Here is a 15,640-nt window from a genome sequence, read left to right as displayed (position 1 = left end):
ACGAACGAGGCCGGACGCCCCGTCGTCCTCCGCGCTGGTCGCGGGGGCGCGGTGGCGTCCGGCCTCGTCGCCGTCCTGGGTCTGTTCCTGCTCGGCGATGCGGCGTTCCGGGGGAGCTGGGACGTGTTCCTCCGCGCCGCCGGCCCGATCGCCGTGCTCGTCTGGGCGCTCTGGGTCCTGACCTACCGCCCGTGCATCGTCATCGACGAGCGCGCGGTCACCGTGGTCAACCCGCTGCGCCGCACCGTGGTGCCGTGGCACGCCGTCGCCGACGTGCGGCTCCGCTGGCAGATCGTGATCGAGACGGTCGCCGGCCGGAAGGTGCAGTGCTGGGGCGGGCCGTCGCTGCCGCGGCCGAAACCGGCCCGGCGCGGCGAGCGGGCCGTCCTGCGACAGCCCGACGAGATGACGGTGCTGCTCGACCGCTGGTCCGAGCACCGCGAGCGCGCCGGTGCCGGCGACGCCGTGCGTGGCTGGGACGTGCCGGCCCTGGCGGTCGGTGCAGCCGCGCTGGCGCTGCTCGCCGCCTCGCTGCTCAGCCTGTGGCTGGGAGCCTGATACGGCTCGCGATCGCGACCACAGGACGGACGGGAGGCCCGGCGCACGACGTGCTCCGGGCCTCCCGTCCGTCTGCTGGTCACGTCCACGGCGTGACCAGCGTCGTCAGACGACCGCGCCGACCCGCTCGGTGAGCAGGTGCTCCTGGTCGGTCTGGATGCAGGCGACACCGCGGCCGTGCACGGGCTCGAGACCCGGGTCGATCGTGCGGCACTGCTCCTGCCGGCCCTCGTCGAGGAGCTGGTAGAGCGGGCAGCGCGTGCGGAACCGGCAACCGGCGATGCGCTCCGTGGGGGAGGGCAGGTCGCCGTCGAGCAGGATGCGCCCGCGGGCGGCCTCGGCCATGGGGTCCGGCACCGGCACCGCGGACAGCAGGGCCCGGGTGTACGGGTGCTGCGGGTCCGAGAACACGGCGTCGCCGTCGCCGTACTCGACGATGCGGCCGAGGTACATGACCGCGACGTCGTCGGCGATGTGCCGGACCACGGACAGGTCGTGCGCCACGAACAGGTACGACAGCCCGAGGCGGTGCTTGAGGTCCTCGAGCAGGTTGATCACACCGGCCTGCACGGAGACGTCGAGCGCGGAGACCGGCTCGTCGAGCACCAGGATCTTCGGCTCGACGATGAGCGCACGGGCGATGCCGATGCGCTGCCGCTGGCCACCCGAGAACTCGTGCGGGTACCGGTCGATGTAGCTCGGCTCGAGCCCGACCAGCTCGAGCACCTCGCGCACCCGCCGGCGGATCTCGTCCTTCGCCACGCCGTGCACGGTGAGGGGTTCACCGATCACCGAGCCGATGTCGAGCCGGGGGTCGATCGACGCCATCGGGTCCTGGAACACGACCTGGATGTCGCGGCGCAGTGCCAGGCGGTCCTTCTTGGACAGCGAGGCGGTGTCGACGCCGTTCACCCGGATGGTGCCGTGCTGGGCACCGGCGAGCTCGAGGATCTCCATGATGGTGGTCGTCTTGCCGCAGCCGGACTCGCCGACCAGGCCGAGCACCTGCCCGCGCTTGAGCGTCAGGGAGATGCCGTCGACCGCGTGCACCTCGCCGATCTGCCGGCGGAACAGCGCGCCCTTAGTGAGCGGGAACGTCTTGACGACGTCCTGCAGCTCGAGCACGACGTCGTCGCCGTGGTCGACGGCCGCCTCGGGGACGTCCTCGGGGCGGGGGAAGATCTCCGAGCGCTCGAGGGTGCCCGCGGCGATCTCGTCGCGACGGATGCACGCGGCGGTGTGGTCGTCGAGCAGCGTGCCGTTGCCGATCGTCGTGACGGCGCCGGTCAGCACCGGGTTGTCGGCGCTCTGCGGCACCGACGGAGCGACGAGGGCGGGCTCGCCGTCGCGGCAGGCGTCGATGACGGCGGGGCAGCGGTCGGCGAACGGGCAGCCCGTCGGCTTCTGGGTGAGCAGGGGCGGGCGGCCGTCGAGCGGGACGAGCCGCTCGGTGCGGGCGGACGTCATGTTCGGCATCGAGCGGAGCAGCCCGATCGTGTACGGCATCACCGGCTCGCGGAACAAGGGGAGCACCGGCGCCGTCTCGACGATCCGGCCGGCGTACATCACGGCCACGCGGTCGGCGTTGCCGGCGACGACGCCGAGGTCGTGCGTGATGAGCACGACGGCCGCACCGGTCATGTCCTTGGCGGTCTGCAGCACGTCGAGGATCTGCGCCTGGATCGTCACGTCGAGCGCGGTGGTGGGTTCGTCCGCGATGATCAGCTTCGGGTCGTTCGCGATGGCGATGGCGATCATCGCCCGCTGTCGCATGCCGCCGGAGAACTCGTGCGGGAACGCGTCGAGTCGTCGAGCCGGGTTCGGGATGCCGACGATGCGCAGGAGTTCCTCGGCGCGGGTGCGTGCGGCGTGCTGGGTGAGGGAGCGGTCGTGCAGGCGCAGGCCCTCGATGATCTGCTGGCCGATCGTGTACACCGGCGTCAGGGCGGACAGCGGGTCCTGGAACACCATCGCGATGTCACGACCGCGCAGCGCCGACATCTCGCGGTCGTTCCTGCCGACGAGCTCCTGTCCGTCGAACCGGATGCTGCCCTGCACCTGGGCGGACGACGGCAGCAGGCCCATCACGGCCATCGAGGACACCGACTTGCCGGAACCCGATTCGCCGACGATGCCGAGGAACTCGCCGGGAGCCACCGAGTAGTCGACACCCCGGACCGCGTAGACGGGCTTGGTCTTCGGGTTGAACGTGACCGACAGGTCGGACACGGTGAGCAGCGGCTCAGTCACGGTTGGCTCCGGAGGTGGGGTCGATGGCGTCGCGCAGGGCGTCGCCGAGCAGGCTGGTCGAGAGCACGGTCGCGACCAGCGTCGCGGCGGGCAGGACGAAGAGCCACGGGCGGGTGACGGCGGACTGGCTGCCGGCGGCGAGCAGGGTGCCGAGCGAGACGTCGGGGATCTGGATGCCGAAGCCGAAGAAGCTCAGCGAGCTCTCCGCCAGGATCGCGGCGCCGACGCCGAGCGTGGCGTCGATGATGAGCAGCGACGCCACGTTCGGCAGGATGTGCCGCCGGATGATCGTGAACGCCGGGACGCCCATGAACCGGGCGGCCTTGACGTAGTCGCGTTCGCGCAGCGACATCGTCTGACCGCGGATCACCCGGGCCATCACCATCCAGCTGAACACCGCGAGGCCGACGATGAGGGCCACCCACGTCAGGTTCTTGAACACCGGGCTGAGCAGCACGAGCGCGTAGAACGACGGGATCACGAGCAGCAGGTCGATGACCCACACGAGCAGCCGGTCGGTGACGCCGCCGAAGTACCCTGCGATCGCGCCGACGACGCCGGCGATCAGGGTCGCTGCCGGACCGGCGATCAGGCCGATGAGCAGCGACTTCTGCAGGCCGACCAGGGTCTGCGCGTAGATGTCCTGGCCGATGTCGTTCGTGCCGAACCAGTGCGCGGCGCTCGGCGGCATGCCGAACGCCAGCCCGTCGGAGTCGACGGCGTTCCAGTGGTACAGGTACGGGCCGAGGAACGCCCAGAGGATGATGAGGAGCAGTGCGCTGCCGCCGATGCGCGCGCGCCAGGTGCCGAACACCTTGCGCCAGAGCGGGGTGCGGCCGCCCTTCACCTCGATGACGTGCGCCGGCGTACCGGCGTCGCCGTCGCCGGGGTCACCGGCGGTGGTCGTGGTCGTGGGGTCGAGAACAGACACGGGTCACACCCTCACTCGCGGGTCGAGCGCGGCGTACAGCAGGTCCGCGAGGGTCCCTGCGATGAGCACGAGGATCGCCGTGAAGAGGATCGTGCCCGATGCCGCGTTGATGTCGTTGTTGCTGATGCTCTGGACGAAGTACTCGCCCATGCCGTGCCAACTGAAGACCAGCTCGGTGATGCTCGCGCCGGTCAGGATGAGTCCGAACGAGTACGCGAAGAAGGTCGACATCGGGATGAGGGCGACCCGCACACCGTGGCGCATGATCGCCGACCCGCGGGTGCGGCCCTTCGACCGTGCGGTGCGGATGAAGTCGTTCGACAGCACGTCGAGCATCGCTGAGCGCTGGTAGCGCGAGTACGTGGCGACGGCGCCGATGGTCAGCGAGATCGTCGGTAACAACAGGTGCACGAGCCGGTCGCCGAGCACCGGGAAGAACCCGGTCACCCCCGGCGTGTACTCGCCGGTGAACCGGATCACCTGGGTCCCGACGCCCTGGTTGAGCGAGGTCGCGAGGATCATCAGCACGACCGCGATGACGAAGGTCGGGGTGGCGAGCACCGCGAACGACAGGTACGTCGACACCTGGTCGGAGGTGCGGTACTGCCGGACCGCGTTCCAGACGCCGAGCAGTACCCCGAGGATCGCGCCGAGCAGTGTGCCGATCACGAGCAGCCGCAGGCTCGTGCCGGAGCGGGCGATGATGTCGGCCGTCACCTCGGTGCCGCGGGTGCTCATGCCGAGCGAGCCGTGCGTCACCAGGCCGACCCACCAGTCCCAGGTGCGGACGAGGAGCGGGGTACCCGGATCGGCACCGAGCTTGCGGAGCGACGCCTCGATGGTGCCCTGCGGCACGGCCGGGTTGCGCCCCAGGAACCGGGCGGCCGGGTTGAGCGTCGTGCTGGCGAGGATGTACCCGAGCGTGGTCGCCACGATCGTCAGGACGATGTAGTTGACGATCCGCTTTGCGATGAAGGCGAGCATGTGGTTCGTGACCTCTGGGTGCGGCCGTCCGACCGGACGGCGTTGTCGGTGGCGACAGGCTAGCCGTTCGGGCGACCGGGTGGGACAACGGAAGTGACGCTATGCAACATTCGTTACGAGCGTGTTTCGATTCGTCGCACAGACCCTTGTGCCGCCTTCGGATGTGGCTAGGGTTCTCAACCAACAGACGCGACGGCGGGGGCCGTACGCGGTCCAGCGCGATCTGCGCGAACCACAAGGGAAGGGAATCCTCGCCATGCGAAAGAGGATCAAGGGCATCGCCGTCCTCGCCACCGCTGCGGCTGCCGCCGTCGTGCTGGCGGGCTGCTCCGGCGGCGGACAGGCTGGCAACAGCAGCTCCGCGGTCGCCGAGTCGTCGCTGAAGTCGACCGGCTGGACCGTCGCGGACCGCGCTGACGTCAAGGACGGCGGGTCGATCACCCTGCCGATCGACACCGCTCCGGCGAACTGGCAGCTGCTCAACCTGGACTCGGGGACGGTCGACGACACCACCATCTCGCAGACCTACCTGCCGAGCTTCATCCAGTTCAAGGAGAACGGCGAGTGGGAGGCGAACAAGGACTTCGTCGACTCCATCGAGCTGACCAAGGACTCGCCCCAGACCGTCGAGATCAAGATCAACCCGAAGGCCGTGTGGTCGGACGGCACCCCGATCAGCGCGAAGGACGTCATCGCGAACTGGAAGGCGCTGAACGGCACGAACGAGGCCTTCGCGCCCCTCGCCACCAACGTGTGGGAGGACGTGGACTCGGTCAGACAGGGCTCCGACGAGCGTGACGTCATCATGACGTTCTCGAAGACCAACGCCGACTGGGCGTCGGTCTTCACAGCGATCTACCCGTACTGGGCCGTCGACACCCCGGACCACTTCAACAAGGCCTGGGCCAAGGGACCGTACGCCGCCGACGGCACGACCTACGTCTCCGGTGGCCCGTACATCCTGAAGTCCTTCGACGCCAACGGTGGCGTCGTGACCTTCGAGAAGAACCCGAAGTGGTGGGGCGACGAGGGCAAGCTCGACACGATCGTCTTCAAGACGGTCTCCCGTGACGGTGTCGCCCAGGCGTACGGCAACAAGGAGCTCGACGCCTTCAACCTGAACGGCAGCGCTGACAACCTCAAGACGGCGAACTCGCGCTCCGACTCGAAGATCGAGCGGTCGCTCGGCACCACGCAGCGGCAGATCACGCTGAACGGCACGTCGGACGTCTTCAAGGACCAGGACGTGCGCCAGGCGTTCGCGCAGGCGATCAACCGCAAGGTGCTCGCCCAGGCGATCCTGTCCCCGGTGAAGAGCCCGGGTGACGTGCTCAACAACCTGACGTACCTGCCCGGTCAGCAGGGCTACCAGGACGACGTGTCGAGCGTCTACGGCTACAGCACCGACAAGGCGAAGTCGAAGCTCGAGGACGCCGGTTGGAAGATCGGCTCGGACGGCTACGCGACCAAGGGCGGCAAGGAGCTCGACGTCCGCTTCGTGATCCCGTCGGACAACCCGAACTCGGCGAACGTCGCGCAGCTCGTGCAGCAGCAGACCAAGCTCGCCGGCTTCAAGGTGACCATCGACACCGTGCCCACCGACGACTTCTTCACGAAGTACATCACCACGACGACCCGTGACTTCGACGCCACGTACTTCGCGTGGCAGGGCACGCCGTTCCCGATCTCGTCGCTGAAGTCGATCTACTACCCCGCCGACGCCGGCCAGAACTACACCGGCGTGACGGACGACTCGCTCGGTGCCGCCTGGGACAAGGCGAACGGCGAGCTCGACCCGGATGCCCGCATCAAGGACGCGCAGGCCATCGACAAGAAGATCGTCGCGGTCGCCGGCACCATCCCGCTGTTCGCCGAGCCGTACGCCTGGGGCGTGCGCAAGGACCTGGTGAACTACGGTCCGGCGCAGTTCCAGCAGTCCTCGGTCAAGTGGCAGGACGTCGGCTACACGAAGTAGTCGGCACCGCGCGCACGAACGACAGCGCGCACGAACGACACCGTTCACGAACGACACCCCCGACGTCGCACGACGTCGGGGGTGTCGTCCTGCGTCGGCCTACCGTCCGACCGGCACGGCGACCAGAGCTGCGCGACCGCTAGAACCGTGCCGCTGCCAGCGACGCCGCGACCCCGAGCACGACCATCGCCAGGATCGTCCAGCCGTGGGTGCGGTGCGTGATCGGCGCAGCCGTCACGGTCGACGGGGGCGGGCCGTCCTGCTCGGCCGGGGCGGGCACGTGGGCCAGCATCCGCGCGGCCGCAGCGTCGACGTCCAGGCGATCCGGGCCTCCCGGCTGGTCACCGGTGTGCGCGGCGAGACGCGCCGTCGGGCGGGTCGCGATCCAGACGCGACGGACGCCCTCGCTGGTGACCACCTCGATGCCGTACTTCGTGCGCACCTCGCCGATGCGTGACCAGGTGTAGGTGCTGGTCCGCCGGACGTCCACGATGCGCAGGTGCTCGGGCGTCAGCTCGATCCGGGGACGCCACAGCGCCGCCCACGCGACGAACGCGACGGCGATGCTCGGGATCGGCACGAGCAAGGGGGCGCCGCCGCCGAGCAGGGCCAGCGGGACGAGCACGACGGCCACGACCCAGAGGACGACGGCGAGGGCGCGCAGGCCGGGGGCGACGATGGTGATGGGCACCGGACGAGGGTACGAGATGCCTCCCCGGAGACGCCCGGGGAGCGGGTGTGACACACCGGCGCGTATCTCCGGACGACCCGATTCCCCGGGGAGGCAGATCCTGGACGGACCCTCGTGCCGTCCATGGTCGTCGCCCCCAGTTTGGGTGTCAATACCCCATCTCGGCGCACTCAGTGGACTCCCACGCCGACGGTCACGAAACGAGTAGTTCGATCTGTTCGCGGATGGTCTCGGCCTTCGGGAACCGCAGGCCGACCAGGCCGATGTGCCGCCACCGGACCACGCCGTCGGGGCCGATCACGAAGACCGATCGGCGCAGGCCGATGCCCGGTGCCTGCACCCCGTATGCGCGGATCGCCGAACCCGCGGTGTCGCTGAGCAGCGGGAACGCGAGCGAGGACCCGCGGGCGAACCCCTCGTGCGAGTCGAGTGCCTGCGGGCTGATGCCCCACACGGTCGCGCCGAGGTCGGTGAACTCGTCGAGTTCGGCCTGGTAGCTGCAGAGCTGGGCCGTGCAGACCGCCGTCGCGTCGCCCGGGTAGAAGGCCAGCACCACGGTCCGGCCGATCTCGGCGGACAGGTCGTACTCGTCGTCGGTGCGGACGCCGCCGCGCACGACCATCCCCGGCAGGGTGAACGACGGGGCGGACTCGCCGATCGCGGGGATGCTCATGGGTCCAACGGTAGGGCGGCCCGGCGGGGGTTGCCCCTCGGCGCGCTGTGCGGGGGCTGTGGATGCGCTCCGTGACGCGCTGAACGGCCAGTGGCGCGTCGACGCGCCGCTGCCGTGGTCTACGAGAACATCTGCGGGAACGCGTGCGCCACCCAGGGGTACCCGACGAAGACCACCGCGTCGAGCAGGGCGTGCGTGATGACGAGTGGCAGGAGCCGGCCCCACCTCGTGTAGATCCAGCCGAACACGATGCCCATCACCGCGTTGCCGATGAACGCCCCGAACCCCTGGTACAGGTGGTAGCTGCCGCGCAGCAGGGCGGTCGACAGGATCATCTGCCAGCGGCCCCAGCCCAGGTCGCCGAGTCGGGCGTAGAGGTACCCGATCACGATCACCTCTTCCTGCAGGCCCGAGCGGATCGCGGACAGCAGCAGGACCGGGACCGTCCACCAGTAGGAGTTGAGCGCGGCGGGGTCGACCGCGACCGTGATGCCGAGCGCCCGCCCCGTGAAGTACAGCGCCAGCCCCGGGATCCCGATGCACAGGGCGATGAGCGCCGGGCCACCCAGGTCCGGCTTCGCCCGGAACCGGTCGATCCCGAGCCGGCCGAGGTGCGGCCGCGACGTGCTCCACAGCAGGTAGCAGACGAGCGCGACCGGGGCCAGGTCCACCGCGATGCCGAGGAGCTGCCGGGCGAGGTCGACGTACTGCACCGTCGTCGACGAGGTGTTCAGGGCCGTCGACTGCTCGCCGAGCGGGGTCGTCTGCGACAGGTCGTCGATGATCTGCAGGATCGAGTAGAGGGCGCTGGCACCGAGCGAGAGCAGCAGGACGATGGTGATCTCGACCCACGTTCGCCGACGGCTCATGCGCTGTACTCCTGTCGCTTGCGAACTACCGGTAGACTGGCGTGTCGGGCGTTCTGCCCACGGGTGCGGTGCTGTGAAAACACTGGCCCGACACTCTCCCAGAAATTGAAGGATGTCCTGTATGGCGCTCGCCACCCGGTCCGACCTGCGCAACGTCGCCATCGTGGCACACGTCGACCACGGCAAGACCACCCTCGTCGACGCGATGCTCACGCAGACCAACTCGTTCGACGCCCACTTCGAGGGCGAAGACCGGATGATGGACTCGAACGACCTCGAGCGCGAGAAGGGCATCACGATCCTCGCGAAGAACACGTCGGTGCTCTACAACGGCAAGCACGCCAGTGAGTTCGGCGCGGGCGGTCCCATCACCATCAACGTGATCGACACCCCCGGCCACGCCGACTTCGGTGGCGAGGTCGAGCGCGGCCTGTCCATGGTCGACGGTGTCGTCCTGCTCGTCGACGCGTCCGAGGGCCCGCTGCCCCAGACCCGCTTCGTGCTCCGCAAGGCCCTCGCAGCGAAGCTCCCGGTGATCCTGCTCGTCAACAAGACGGACCGCCCCGACTCCCGCATCGACGAGGTCGTCTCCGAGTCGCAGGACCTGCTCCTCGGCCTGGCCTCGGACCTGTCGGACGAGGTCGACGACCTCGACCTCGACGCGATCCTCGACGTCCCCGTGGTCTACGCCTCGGGCCGCAACGGTGCCGCGTCGCGCAACAAGCCGAACGACGGCGAGCTGCCCGACAACGACGATCTCGAGCCCCTGTTCGAAGCCATCCTGCAGCACGTGCCGGCGCCGAAGTACGACGACCAGCACCCGCTGCAGGCCCACGTCACCAACCTCGACGCGTCGCCGTTCCTCGGTCGCCTCGCGCTGCTGCGCATCTTCCACGGCACGATGAAGAAGGGTCAGACGGTCGCGTGGGTCAAGCACGACGGCACCGTCGTCAACGCCCGCATCACCGAGCTCCTCATCACCAAGGCGCTCGAGCGCTACCCGGCCGAGTCGGCCGGCCCCGGTGACATCGTCGCGGTCGCCGGTTTCGACACGATCACCATCGGTGAGACCCTGTCCGACCCCGAGGACGTCCGTCCGCTGCCGACCATCACGGTCGACGACCCGGCGATCTCGATGACGATCGGCACGAACACCAGCCCGCTCGTCGGCAAGGTCAAGGGCCACAAGCTGACCGCCCGCATGGTCAAGGAGCGCCTCGACCGCGAGCTCATCGGCAACGTCTCGCTCAAGGTCCTCGACATCGGTCGTCCGGACGCGTGGGAGGTCCAGGGTCGCGGCGAGCTCGCACTGGCCATCCTCGTCGAGCAGATGCGTCGTGAGGGCTTCGAGCTCACCGTCGGCAAGCCCCAGGTGGTCACGAAGCGTGACGACAACGGCAAGCTGCTGGAGCCGTACGAGCACATGACGATCGACACGCCGGAGGAGTACCTCGGCGCGATCACGCAGCTCATGGCCGCTCGCAAGGGCCGCATGGAGAACATGACGAACCACGGCACCGGCTGGGTGCGCATGGAGTTCATCGTCCCGTCGCGTGGCCTGATCGGCTTCCGCACGTCGTTCCTGACCGAGACCCGCGGTACCGGCATCGCCAACGCGATCTCGCACGGCTACGACGAGTGGGCCGGCTCGATCCAGACCCGCATCAACGGCTCGATCGTGTCCGACCGTTCGGGTGTCGTCACGCCGTTCGCCATCACGAACCTCCAGGAGCGGATGACGTTCTTCGTCAACCCGACCGAAGAGGTCTACGAGGGCATGGTCATCGGCGAGAACTCGCGCGCCGACGACATGGACGTCAACATCACGAAGGAGAAGAAGCTCACGAACATGCGTTCGGCGAACGCCGACTCCTTCGAGTCGATGACGCCGTCGCGCCAGCTCTCCCTCGAGGAGTGCCTGGAGTTCGCGCGCGAGGACGAGTGCGTCGAGGTCACCCCCGACGCCGTCCGCATCCGCAAGGTCGAGCTCGACGCGCAGGCCCGCCAGCGCTCCTACGCCCGTCTGAAGCGTCAGGACGCGTAGGCACCAGCACGCGCAACACCCGCGGAGGCCCGTCCTCCGTCCGACGGCCCGGTCACCTGCAGCAGGTGGCCGGGCCGTTCGCGGTTGTACCGTGGGCACCGTGACTCTCGACCTGCTCTCGATCTACCAGGACCTGCACGCCCACCCGGAGCTCGGCTTCCAGGAGCACCGCACCGCCGGTGTCATCACTGCGAAGCTCGCCGAGATCGGTGGGATCGAGGTGACGACGGGCGTCGGCGGCACCGGCGTCGTCGGTGTCGTGTCGAACGGCGAGGGCCCCGTGGTCTGGCTCCGCGCCGACATGGACGGCCTGCCCGTGCAGGAGCGGACCGGCCTGGCCTACGCCAGCGAGCACGTCGGCACGGACGACGAGGGCCGCGAGGTCCCGACCATGCACGCCTGCGGCCACGACATCCACGTCACGTGGTTGCTCGGCACGCTGGAGCGCCTGGTCGCGACCACGGGGGACTGGCGCGGCACGGTCGTCGCCGTCTTCCAGCCCGCGGAAGAAGTCATCTCCGGCGCCCGCGCGATGGTCGAGGACGGCCTGGTCGAACGGTTCCCGAAGCCGGACGTCGTGCTCGGGCAGCACTCCGCGCCCGCACCGGTCGGCATCGTCGCCGTCGGCACCGGCCCCGTGATGGCGTCGAGCGACCGGCTGACGGTGACCTTCAACGGTCGTGGGGCGCACGGTTCGGCCCCGCAGGCCTCGCTCGACCCGGTCGTCACCGCGGCCTCGGCCGTCGTGCGGCTGCAGACCGTCGTCGCCCGCGAGGTCTCGCCGAGCGACGCGGGAGTCGTCACCGTCGGCAGCTTCCACGCCGGCACGCGGGCGAACATCATCCCCGACGAGGCCGTCATCGAGATCTCGACCCGGGCCCGCAACGAGGAGACCCGCCAGCGCATCATCGCCTCGATCGAGCGCATCGTCCGTGCCGAGAGCACGGCCGGCGGCCTGTCCGAGCCGACGATCGTGCGTGCACCGGGCGCCGAGGTCACCGTGAACGACGCCGAGGCCGCTGCCACCGTGCTCGAGGCCATCCGCGCCGAGGTGCCGGGAGCCCGCGACCTGGAGATCGGGCTCGCCATGGCGTCGGAGGACGTCGGCCAGCTCGCCACCGCCGCCGGAGCGCCGCTCGTGTACTGGTTCACGGGCATCACCGACCCGGAGCGCTTCCGCCGCGGCGAGGAGATCCCGAGCAACCACTCGCCGTTCTACGCGCCGCAGGCCGAGACCGCGATCCCGGTCGGCGTCGACGCCCTGGTCGCGGCGACGCGCGCGTACGTCGACTGACCCGTTCGTCGGGAAGGAGGCCCGGGGCGGCCCCGCCGCGCACGTGACCGCCGCGGGGACGGCACGTTCACAGCCAACTCGCGCCGGGCCTCCCGGCTCGTCCGTTACGGTCGCGCCATGCGCTCCCTCCGTACCCCGCTGATCGCCGCGGTCGCTGCCGGCATCGCCCTGGCCGGGCTCACCGGCTGCTCGACCCAGGCCGTGCAGCAGGCCACCGACCTCGGGTCCTCCGTCGCGTCGAACGTGGCCGACGGGGTCGCGGGCATCGACGGCAAGGCGATCCAGGACGGCATGTCCTCGGTCGCGGGTGGCATCGACGGCGCGCTCAACACGGCGCTCAAGGGCGCGGACGTGACCTCCGACGGCAAGGTGCCGGACGGGTTCCCGTCGGCCGACGTTCCGCTCGTCGACGGCACCGTGCTCGGCGGGGGAGCCGGACCGAACGGCTCGGGGTGGGTGGCGCAGGTCCGGGCGGCCTCGGTCGACGACTTCCAAGCCGCCGTGCAGCAGCTCACCGAGGCCGGGTACACCGAGTCGGCGAAGCGTGTGGACTCGTCGAGCGCGTTCGGCATGTTCCGGAGCGACGCCCACCGCGTCGTCCTGACCTTCTCGGAGAGCAAGGACAGCGGCGGCGTCACGGCGACCTACATCGTCACGCCCCGCTAGTCCCGTACCCTGGGGGACGATGTCGAAGGCCCCCGCCACGCGCCCCGAGCGCGTCCTGATCGTGCACGCCCACCCCGACGACGAGACGCTCTCGTCGGGCGGGACCATCGCGACCCTGCTCGAGCGCGGCGCCGGAGTGACCGTGCTCACCGCGACCCGGGGCGAGCGCGGCGAGATGCTCACGGAGCAGTTGGCCCCGCTGGCGGGCGACCCCGCGCGGGTGGCACGGCACCGGGAGACCGAGATCGCCGCAGCCCTCGCCGCCCTCGGCGGCCCGCAGCACCTGTGGCTCGGCGGGCGCGGTGCCCGGCCGACCGATCTGCCGGAGCGTCGCTACGTCGACTCCGGCATGCAGTGGGGACCGGACGGGCGGGCCACCGCCGCGGACGACGCCCCGGCCGACTCGCTGACCGCGGCCGACCTGGGCGAGGTCGTGGACGACGTCCGCGCCGCGATCCGCTCCACCGGTGCCGACGCCGTGATCAGCTACGCCGACGACGGCGGCTACGGGCACCCCGACCACGTGCGCGTGCACCACGCGGCGCGGTACGCGGCCCGAGCCGAGGAAGTCCCGTTCTCGATGATCGTCGACCCCGCCGGCGGTCAGGCCGACGTCACGGTCGACGTCCTGCCGGTCCGGGCCAAGGTGCGTGCGGCGGTCGAGCAGTACCGCTCCCAGGTCGCCGTCGACCCCGTGGACCCCGCCGACCCCGCGGACCTGTCGTGGGTGATGCCGCACGGCGTCCGGCAGCACGCCCCGGCGGTCGAGGCGTTCCGGCACGACGCGGCCCCGCAGCCGGCGGCGCCGCAGAGCTACGCCGAGATGTCCGGTCAGGGCAAGGCCGCGGCGGTCGTCGTCTCGCTGCTGCTCGGGATGCTCGCCGGCGGCCTCGGGACGGTCACGCACCAGCAGACGATCGGCGCGTTCCCGGTCGGACTCGTCGTCACCACCCTCATCGTGCTCGGTCTGACCGTGGGCGTGCGGCTCGTCTACCGCTCGCGGGCGATGACGGCCGCGATCGGCATCGGGATCCTCGTCGCGACGCAGGTGCTCGTGTCGGTCGGCGGGGAGAGCTCGCCGCTCGTCCTCGCCAACGCGGCCGGGTACGTGTGGACCTTCGCCCCCGCGGTCATCGCCGCCCTGGTCCTCGCGTGGCCGGACCTGTCGGGGCTGCGGTCCCGGACGGCCCCGGGCCGCGAGTAGACTCGAACCCGCTCGTCGAAGGGAGCACCCGAACCGTGACCTACGTGATCGCCCAGCCCTGTGTCGACGTCAAGGACCGAGCCTGCATCGACGAATGCCCGGTCGACTGCATCTACGAGGGTGACCGCTCGCTCTACATCCACCCCGACGAGTGCGTCGACTGCGGTGCGTGTGAGCCGGTCTGCCCCGTCGAGGCCATCTACTACGAAGACGACCTGCCCGACCAGTGGGCCGACTACTACAAGGCCAACGTCGAGTTCTTCGACGAGGTCGGGTCGCCCGGTGGCGCCGCGAAGGTCGGCGTGATCCACAAGGACCACCCCGTCGTCGCGGCCGAGCCCGTCCGCGGCTGACCGGACCCCTCGTGGCGCTCGACCTCCCCGACTTCCCCTGGGACCAGCTCGTCCCGTTCAAGCAGCGCGCCGCGGCGTACGAGGGCGGCATCGTCGACCTCAGCGTCGGATCGCCCGTCGACCCCACGCCCGAGGTCGTCCGCACCGCCCTGGCCACCGCGACCGACGCGCACGCCTACCCGCAGGTCGCCGGCACCCCGGCGCTGCGGCAGGCCATCGCCGACTGGTACGGCCGTCGGCACGGTGTCGCCCTGACCGAGGCGAACGCGCTGCCGACGATCGGCTCGAAGGAGTTCATCGCGGGCCTGGCGCTCTGGCTCGGCATCGGCCCCGGTGACACCGTGGTGTTCCCGGCCGCGGCGTACCCGACGTACGAGCTCGGCGCCGCACTGGTCCGGGCCGATGCCCTCGCCTCGGACGACCCCGCGGCGTGGCCGTCCACCACGAAGCTCGTGTGGCTGAACTCCCCGGGCAACCCGGACGGCCGCGTGCTGACCCTCGACGAACTCCGTGCCGCCGTGGTGCGCGCCCGCGAGCTCGGGGCCGTCATCGTCGGCGACGAGTGCTACGCCGAGCTCGGGTGGGACCCGGAGTACGCCACCACCCCGACGCCCACGATCCTGGACCCCCGGGTGGTCGGTGATTCGCTCGACGGCGTGCTGAGCGTGTACTCGCTGTCGAAGCAGTCGAACCTCGCCGGCTACCGTGCGGCCTTCGTCGCCGGTGACGCCGCGATCCTGGCCGACGTCCTGGCCGTCCGGAAGCACGCCGGGCTCATGCCGCCGCTGCCCGTGCAGCAGGCCATGGTCGTCGCGCTGCAGGACGAGAGCCACGTGCAGCAGCAGAAGGCCCGCTACCGGGCGCGCCGGAACATGCTCCGGGGAGCACTCGAGGACGCCGGGTTCCGGATCGACCACAGCGAGGCCGGGCTCTACCTCTGGGCCACCCGTGGCGAACCCGCACTCGACACCGTGGCCTGGCTCGCCGACCGCGGGATACTCGTCGCACCGGGCACGTTCTACGGCGCAGCAGGGGGCGAACACGTCCGCGTGGCCCTGACCGCGACCGACGAACGCATCGCCGCAGCGTCGCAGCGACTGGCGAGCAGCCGTCGCCTCGGCACCGCGTAGCACGGACACGAGTACTCC

The 15,640-nt window shown here is 70.4% G+C and carries 14 protein-coding genes; 8 read left to right on the top strand and 6 right to left on the bottom strand.

What is annotated here, in order from left to right:
* Window positions 1-51: 51 nt before the first annotated feature.
* Window positions 52-558 (top strand): PH domain-containing protein, encoded by a 507-nt coding sequence (locus DEJ27_RS07770; RefSeq protein WP_110860573.1) that lies wholly within the window; start codon window positions 52-54, stop codon window positions 556-558.
* A gap of 105 nt (window positions 559-663) precedes the next feature.
* Here DEJ27_RS07770 and DEJ27_RS07765 read toward each other — a convergent pair whose 3' ends face one another.
* From DEJ27_RS07765 to DEJ27_RS07755, 3 genes are read right to left on the bottom strand one after another with little or no spacing between them, the layout of a single operon-like run.
* Complete coding sequence (locus DEJ27_RS07765; protein ID WP_110860570.1) at window positions 664-2,808, bottom strand: dipeptide ABC transporter ATP-binding protein; 2,145 nt, start codon at window positions 2,806-2,808, stop codon at window positions 664-666.
* Window positions 2,801-3,739, bottom strand: a complete 939-nt coding sequence (locus tag DEJ27_RS07760) for an ABC transporter permease (protein ID WP_110860568.1) — start codon at window positions 3,737-3,739, stop codon at window positions 2,801-2,803. The genes DEJ27_RS07765 and DEJ27_RS07760 overlap by 8 nt, the downstream gene beginning before the upstream one ends.
* Window positions 3,740-3,742: 3 nt before the next feature.
* Window positions 3,743-4,723, bottom strand: a complete 981-nt coding sequence (locus DEJ27_RS07755; protein ID WP_110860566.1) for an ABC transporter permease — start codon at window positions 4,721-4,723, stop codon at window positions 3,743-3,745.
* Between the two features lie 256 nt (window positions 4,724-4,979).
* On the opposite strand from DEJ27_RS07755, the gene DEJ27_RS07750 reads away from it, so the two are divergent.
* Window positions 4,980-6,698: an ABC transporter family substrate-binding protein gene (locus tag DEJ27_RS07750; RefSeq protein ID WP_110860564.1), complete on the top strand. Its 1,719-nt coding sequence runs from the start codon at window positions 4,980-4,982 to the stop codon at window positions 6,696-6,698.
* A 139-nt stretch (window positions 6,699-6,837) separates the two neighbouring features.
* On the opposite strand, the gene DEJ27_RS07745 is transcribed toward DEJ27_RS07750, so the two are convergent.
* From DEJ27_RS07745 to DEJ27_RS07735, 3 genes are all read right to left on the bottom strand, one after another.
* The gene (locus tag DEJ27_RS07745) at window positions 6,838-7,389 is read right to left on the bottom strand and encodes a PH domain-containing protein (protein ID WP_181420067.1); all 552 of its coding nucleotides are present in this window, start codon (window positions 7,387-7,389) and stop codon (window positions 6,838-6,840) included.
* 193 nt (window positions 7,390-7,582) lie between these two features.
* A complete protein-coding gene (locus tag DEJ27_RS07740; RefSeq protein WP_110860560.1) occupies window positions 7,583-8,062 on the bottom strand; it encodes a peroxiredoxin in 480 nt (159 codons plus the stop codon).
* Between the two features lie 119 nt (window positions 8,063-8,181).
* A complete protein-coding gene (locus DEJ27_RS07735; protein WP_110860558.1) occupies window positions 8,182-8,931 on the bottom strand; it encodes a CPBP family intramembrane glutamic endopeptidase in 750 nt (249 codons plus the stop codon).
* Between the two features lie 121 nt (window positions 8,932-9,052).
* Between DEJ27_RS07735 and typA the strand changes: the two genes are divergently transcribed.
* From typA to dapC, 6 genes are all read left to right on the top strand, one after another.
* Window positions 9,053-10,975 carry a translational GTPase TypA gene (gene typA, locus DEJ27_RS07730; RefSeq protein ID WP_110860555.1) on the top strand — a complete coding sequence of 641 codons (1,923 nt, stop codon included), beginning with the start codon at window positions 9,053-9,055 and terminating at the stop codon, window positions 10,973-10,975.
* A 100-nt stretch (window positions 10,976-11,075) separates the two neighbouring features.
* Window positions 11,076-12,269, top strand: coding sequence for an amidohydrolase (locus DEJ27_RS07725; protein WP_220032946.1), 1,194 nt, complete (start codon window positions 11,076-11,078; stop codon window positions 12,267-12,269).
* Window positions 12,270-12,386: 117 nt separating this feature from the next.
* Window positions 12,387-12,935 carry a hypothetical protein gene (locus tag DEJ27_RS07720; RefSeq protein WP_110860551.1) on the top strand — a complete coding sequence of 183 codons (549 nt, stop codon included), beginning with the start codon at window positions 12,387-12,389 and terminating at the stop codon, window positions 12,933-12,935.
* 19 nt (window positions 12,936-12,954) lie between these two features.
* A complete protein-coding gene (locus DEJ27_RS07715) occupies window positions 12,955-14,139 on the top strand; it encodes a PIG-L family deacetylase (protein ID WP_110860549.1) in 1,185 nt (394 codons plus the stop codon).
* A gap of 35 nt (window positions 14,140-14,174) precedes the next feature.
* On the top strand, window positions 14,175-14,492 hold the full coding sequence (gene fdxA / locus DEJ27_RS07710) for a ferredoxin (protein ID WP_017887060.1): 318 nt from the start codon (window positions 14,175-14,177) through the stop codon (window positions 14,490-14,492).
* A gap of 11 nt (window positions 14,493-14,503) precedes the next feature.
* On the top strand, window positions 14,504-15,622 hold the full coding sequence (dapC, locus tag DEJ27_RS07705) for a succinyldiaminopimelate transaminase (RefSeq protein ID WP_181420066.1): 1,119 nt from the start codon (window positions 14,504-14,506) through the stop codon (window positions 15,620-15,622).
* Window positions 15,623-15,640 lie beyond the last annotated feature (18 nt).

The organism is Curtobacterium sp. MCPF17_018 (genome assembly GCF_003234135.1).
GTDB lineage: Bacteria > Actinomycetota > Actinomycetes > Actinomycetales > Microbacteriaceae > Curtobacterium > Curtobacterium flaccumfaciens.
This window is presented reverse-complemented; position numbering and strand designations above follow the sequence as displayed.

What these genes read in the sequence shown, in the direction of transcription:
- DEJ27_RS07740 (WP_110860560.1), bottom strand. Translation starts at nt 8,062, where the DNA reads ATGAGCATCCCCGCGATCGGCGAGTCCGCCCCGTCGTTCACCCTGCCG.
- DEJ27_RS07750 (WP_110860564.1), top strand. Translation starts at nt 4,980, where the DNA reads ATGCGAAAGAGGATCAAGGGCATCGCCGTCCTCGCCACCGCTGCGGCT.
- DEJ27_RS07715 (WP_110860549.1), top strand. Translation starts at nt 12,955, where the DNA reads ATGTCGAAGGCCCCCGCCACGCGCCCCGAGCGCGTCCTGATCGTGCAC.
- DEJ27_RS07755 (WP_110860566.1), bottom strand. Translation starts at nt 4,723, where the DNA reads ATGCTCGCCTTCATCGCAAAGCGGATCGTCAACTACATCGTCCTGACG.
- typA (WP_110860555.1), top strand. Translation starts at nt 9,053, where the DNA reads ATGGCGCTCGCCACCCGGTCCGACCTGCGCAACGTCGCCATCGTGGCA.
- DEJ27_RS07735 (WP_110860558.1), bottom strand. Translation starts at nt 8,931, where the DNA reads ATGAGCCGTCGGCGAACGTGGGTCGAGATCACCATCGTCCTGCTGCTC.
- DEJ27_RS07720 (WP_110860551.1), top strand. Translation starts at nt 12,387, where the DNA reads ATGCGCTCCCTCCGTACCCCGCTGATCGCCGCGGTCGCTGCCGGCATC.